Raw genomic sequence first — 5,137 nt, 5'->3', positions numbered from 1 at the left:
CGATTGGTTGCTAAATTCGGTGGGATCCGCAGCAAGGTCCATTTGCCTGGTTGGCGTTTTGTAAACAGGCCGACAAAGCAGCCTGAGACTTTCGAGGTGCCCCTGCAAATGTTCGCTGAGTTCGGGGTGCTGACTTAGTAGGCGTGCCGCCGAAGCTTCGTCACCCGCTTCGAGTGAACATGCGTATTGATCCAACAGCTCGGCCAAGCGTGTTTGCAGGCCGGTCGGTAGATGCTGCCAGGAGGGCAGGGCAGGATGAGATGCAACGTGCATGTTGGGTTCACTCGATCAACGTTGGTTCATGGTCTGGCGGAGACGTTCAATGGCCCGCATCCAAAGCATACGGGCCGCTCCGGGGGTTCGCTTCATTCGCTCGGCAACACGGTTAAACGGCAGTCCTTCGATGTGTCGGAGCACAATCACTTCTCGATATTCCTCGGGTAGGTCGGTGATGGCATTGGCCATTTCGACCAAGGCTTCTTGGTGGTCCGCTTCGGACGCTGGCGATCGTGCATGATCCGAAAGCATTGATTCGATTCGTAGGTGAGACCGGTTCAGGGCGTCATTGGCATCCTCGAGCGATCGTTCCTGGCGAACGTCCCGTTTCGCAGCCAACAGGTGAGTTTCCACCGTGCGGGCAAGATTGTTGATCAGTATCTTTCGTAGCCAGCCGGTAAATTCGGCCATCGTACTACCGGAAAATTTCTCAAAATCACGGTGCGCCTCCAGCATGGTTTCTTGCACCACGTCGGACGAACTAACCCGTCGCCGGACCCGCAAATCGAGCTGGGCCTGCGTAATCACCTCCATGTAATTGCCGTATTTTGATAGCAAAGCTCCTACGCTCGCGGCATCACCTGCGCGAGCGAGTCGGAGTAGTTCAGACGAGGAGAGTTCCGTGGGGTTGATGGCGCTGCGTCCTCTAGATGTCCTGGCCGGTTCAGCAACAAGTTGTCACGCGAAAACCAAGAAATATTATTGGAGGGTGGGGTGGTCCCAGGCAAGACACCGCAAACGAGTCATGCGTTCGCATGGTTGAGAATGCAGCAAATGAGCGTCGGGCCAGAGAGAAAATGCCCGAAAAAGAAGAGGGGCCGCCGGACAAAGCCGCCCCCAGCGCAGGCCGCCAACGCCGTTTACATTGGCACTAAACAAGTGTCTTTTATCGCGGTGCGGCGCGGGGCCTCGCCCGGTCGAAACCGAACATTTTACTCGCCTCGACCGGACGGCTCGCGCCCAATGCCATCTACTTTCGTAGTGGGACTCGCCAGAGTTCCTGGTGTTTCAACAGCAAAGATGGGAATTCTGGCGAATCCCACTACTTGAGCCCCCCGATGATTACCAAAGTAGATGGCATTGGGCTCGCGCCGTGCCGCTACTAAGGTAGATGGCATTGGGCAGGCCATCGTGACGCCACCACAGGTAAAACGTTCTCTGGTGGCTACCTTCGTCAGAAGGTGGTGACGCGTATTCGTGCAGCAACCCTCCACTCGCTGGTGAGGGTGACTACGGTCCGTTTGCCGCGAGTGATCCGTTTGGAATTTACCCGGCGACCGAATCCGTTGGCCGCGTTGACACTAGCGGGCTGTTGATTTTTTGAAGTGTCTTGTGGCAAGGGGGTGGCTGATGGACTGCCTCGTCCGTCACGGGTGTATTCGACGGACTAGGAAGTCCATCGTACGACTAAATCAACGGTCTGCTAGCCACGGTTTCGCCACCCGACAACCGGAGCTGTCGGCGGACAGGTCACTGCAGTAGGGGGCGGAAGAAGAACTCTTCTTCTGCCTTACAGCCGAATCACTTCTTGCTCGTGAACGGTTTCCGACTTCTGCTCGCAGCATGCGGCCAATTCGAACTCGACGCTCCAGCGACCGTTTTCGTCGCCCGTGACAATCCAGTGAGGTTGCACACAAACGCTTTGGTGAACAAGTTCGAAGCCCGATTCGCTTTGGCTAACCGTTTGAATCGGGAACGCCCAAATACCGCTCGGTCGATTGATCTGAAGAGCCACATCGATGCCCAGCCAACGGTCCGATAGACTTAGACCGAGTGCATCTTCGAGGTCTAGTTCCTCGCCAAGTTGTCCGAGACGATGGCCGTTGATGTCCGAGAAGTAACGGTCGTCCGCACCCGATGGCAGCCCGGCAAAATTCATCTCGATGGCAAAATGCAGCGGTTGATTCTGCGGTACGTTTTCCAGCAGGTAGGCCACCGTCAATCGATCGCTGCCGGCGTGCATCGTCACCGCCTTGGTCATCGTGATGGGGATGCCCCAGGCGTTGCCGTCGCGACGCATTTGAACTTGTACACGATCTGCACCGCGACGCAGTTTGGTTTGGAACGCCAATTCGACAAAATCGCCACGTTCGGTCGCTTCACCACGAGCCACGTTTTCTAAGGTCGCATCGTTGTCATAGAAGTGATCCATCAAACTCTTGCGAGCGAATCGGTCGTATTGAAGTCGCTGGTCCAGATCCTCTTGTTTGAATACGACTCGGTCGTGGATGCTTGCAACTTCGTCGCCGCCGGCGTTTGGACCCGCCAATACTTTGCGGTGATAGCTTTCCGGGCGACGTTGTAGCGTGGCTAGCAGGTTGTGTTGGATTTCTCGGACATCCAATTCGTACATGCGGCCACCACGTCCTGGCGCGAACCACGCACACAGACGATTGTTGCTGAGCCGAACTTCTTGGTATCCATCGAAGTCATAATCCGATGCGGTGGCTTGGACACTGTGTTCATTGACACCGCTGAGTCGTTCCAGTTCGTTGTCGGCGGCAATCAAGTGTTGGAAGACTGCGTTGCGAAGGTGCGGCAAATAGATGCCGCCGAAAGCGCCGTGCCAGTACGGGCAATTGCATTGGCCACGGTACAGGTCGTCGCGGATTTGCGAAATCTCGCTGGCACCGATTCCGGTGGCTTCGATTTCGGCTAGCTGGCGGCTGACGTGCATCATCCGCGCGTACATTTCGTTCGTTTCGTCGTACTTGGTTTTGAAGTTCCGCCAGAAACCGCCGCGTACGAAGTTTTTCAAATCGCTCCACTGCGGTTGGTCTTCCATCGCGTGGGTAACTTCGTCAAACGTATCTTGCGCTGCGACGGGAAGCGACCATTCGGTCATTTCGCGGTAGCTACAATCGGGCAGATATACCTTGCCAACCGGAGCGGTGTGGGTGATCGCGTCTTCGAGTGTGACCGTTTTCAACCAGTCCGCGTTGGCCGTCAATGATTCAAACAGCGAGCGAAGCCATCCTTTTTCGTACACGTGTACCTTGGTATCCGGCCAAGTGCCAAATTTTTCGCCGTCGTCACCAAACGTCAATACGACGCCAGGCGAACGATGGGCGAGTTCGCGACAATGCTCGATCGTGGCATCGACGCTCTGGAATGGGATCGTGTAGCGAAGGTGTTCCGATCCGGGGAATACTCGCAGCACGCGTCCGTCATCTTCGGTCAAGTAGTAACCGGTCAACTGAGGATCGCGAAGTCCGGCTGCGCGGAAATGGAAATCGTCCAGCACGGTGTACTCGATTCCGGCATCGACGACATCGCTTGTCAACGACGATTCCCAAACACGCTCCGGCGTCCACATTCCGCGAGGTCGAACGCCCAAGGTGCGGTGCAGCCAATTGCTGTAGGCTTGAATTTGGCCGATCCGATCACGCCGTGGCAACATCGCCAAGATCGGCTCGTACTGAGGTCCCCCAATGATTTCGACACGTCCCGCGTCGACCAGCATTCGCAGACGGTCAATGTACTCGGGATGATTATCAGCCAGCCACATCATCAGCGGCCCCGAGGTATGCAGCGAGATTCGCAACGCATCGTAAGGCTCGAACACCTCTAAAAACGGCAGATAGCTGTCCTGATACGCTTGTTCAAAAACGCCGTCAAAGTTACCGATAGGTTGATGGTTGTGCAGAACCAAACAAAGATGAGCGTGCGGCGTCATAGTTGCGATTTTGGGGGTGAAAGGGTCAAATTCGGTCGATCACAAACCCAGTGCCATGGATTCAGCCGCAATGGATCTCGCGGGGGATTTCCCCAAGGATCGGCAGGGTGCGGTTGACCATAGCACGGTTACAGCATGTATCGGCCAGAATGATCCGAATCATTTACCCAATCTGCGGTTTCGTTTTACAGCCGCGTCTTCGCTGGGTTTCCAAGGAAAATCACGTGTCACAGAGAGCGGGCCGAGCAGTCGAGATAGGCAAGACTGGCGGTCTGCGGTGGCATCGCGGGGATGCTGAGGCAGCGTCGGAAGATGGCACCGTTTGCCTCAAGCGTTTGTGACTTGCCAAACGTTCGGGCTTCGCCAATCGCGGGCGAGGTGCTTCGGCAAACTACAGCACAAGCCGCGGATTTTCCGCAGCGGCACATTTGCGGTATTTTTCGGTGGCCAATTCAGGCAGCACCGTATTGATCATGCACTGGCTGCTCCACTCGAAACCGGCGATGCGGCTAATGCGGGGAAAGAATTCCAGCGACCAATGGAATGCCTCGGCGTTGCCACGAGCGCCCGGTGGACGGGTATGTAGCAGCATGTTGTACGCGGCGTTAGGAATAAGCGTTTCCAGCCAACCTGTCATTCGTTTGATCATCCGCGCCAAATCGTCGAGGACGTCGGGCGAAAGTTGATCAAAATGGTCGACGTGGTCTTTCGTGGTCACACGCAGCAGCATGGGTAACCGGCTTGCGTAGGGACAGTAGGCAACCAGCGAATTGGTCTGCGCTACGATCCGTTGTTTCTGTTTCAGTTCGGCACGAATAATATCGCACTGCAAACAGCACCCGGTTCTGGCTTGGTGCGCTCGCATGCGTTCGTTGATGTTTTCAACCGAATTGGGCATCTGGTCGGTTGCTAACAATTGGCTGTGGCTGTGCTGCAGCGAAGCTCCAGCGTCACCGCCCACGTTTTTAAACAGACTGATGTACTGAATGCCTGGTTGTTTTCGCCAATGTCTCAGTCGGTGTTGATAAGCAACCAACATCAGTTTGATCTCGGTCAGATCCAATTCACTGATCGACTGCACGTGATTAGGTGATTCAATGATAACTTCATGACCCCCGATCACTTTGTTGCTTTGGAACAGCGGATGGGTTCGTTTCGATGGATCGTTAGCGGCGAGGTTCGAGG

General features: G+C 55.5%; 4 protein-coding genes. All 4 read right to left on the bottom strand.

What is annotated here, in order from left to right; genetic code table 11:
- A partial coding sequence (locus RMSM_RS36120; RefSeq protein WP_040771458.1) for a hypothetical protein occupies positions 1 to 273 on the bottom strand: 273 nt, incomplete at its 3' end.
- A 15-nt stretch (positions 274 to 288) separates the two neighbouring features.
- The gene (locus tag RMSM_RS36115) at positions 289 to 909 is read right to left on the bottom strand and encodes a sigma-70 family RNA polymerase sigma factor (RefSeq protein WP_040771457.1); all 621 of its coding nucleotides are present in this window, start codon (positions 907 to 909) and stop codon (positions 289 to 291) included.
- An 877-nt stretch (positions 910 to 1,786) separates the two neighbouring features.
- On the bottom strand, positions 1,787 to 3,952 hold the full coding sequence (locus RMSM_RS36110) for an alpha-amylase/4-alpha-glucanotransferase domain-containing protein (protein ID WP_008709810.1): 2,166 nt from the start codon (positions 3,950 to 3,952) through the stop codon (positions 1,787 to 1,789).
- Between the two features lie 391 nt (positions 3,953 to 4,343).
- Positions 4,344 to 5,137: galactose-1-phosphate uridylyltransferase (locus RMSM_RS36105; RefSeq protein WP_040771456.1), on the bottom strand; the 794-nt coding region annotated here is incomplete at its 5' end.

It is taken from the genome of Rhodopirellula maiorica SM1 (assembly GCF_000346295.1).
Classification (GTDB): domain Bacteria; phylum Planctomycetota; class Planctomycetia; order Pirellulales; family Pirellulaceae; genus Novipirellula; species Novipirellula maiorica.
This window is presented reverse-complemented; position numbering and strand designations above follow the sequence as displayed.

Excerpts from the sequence above, each read along its gene's own strand:
- RMSM_RS36110 (WP_008709810.1), bottom strand. The coding sequence starts at position 3,952 with ATGACGCCGCACGCTCATCTTTGTTTGGTTCTGCACAACCATCAACCT.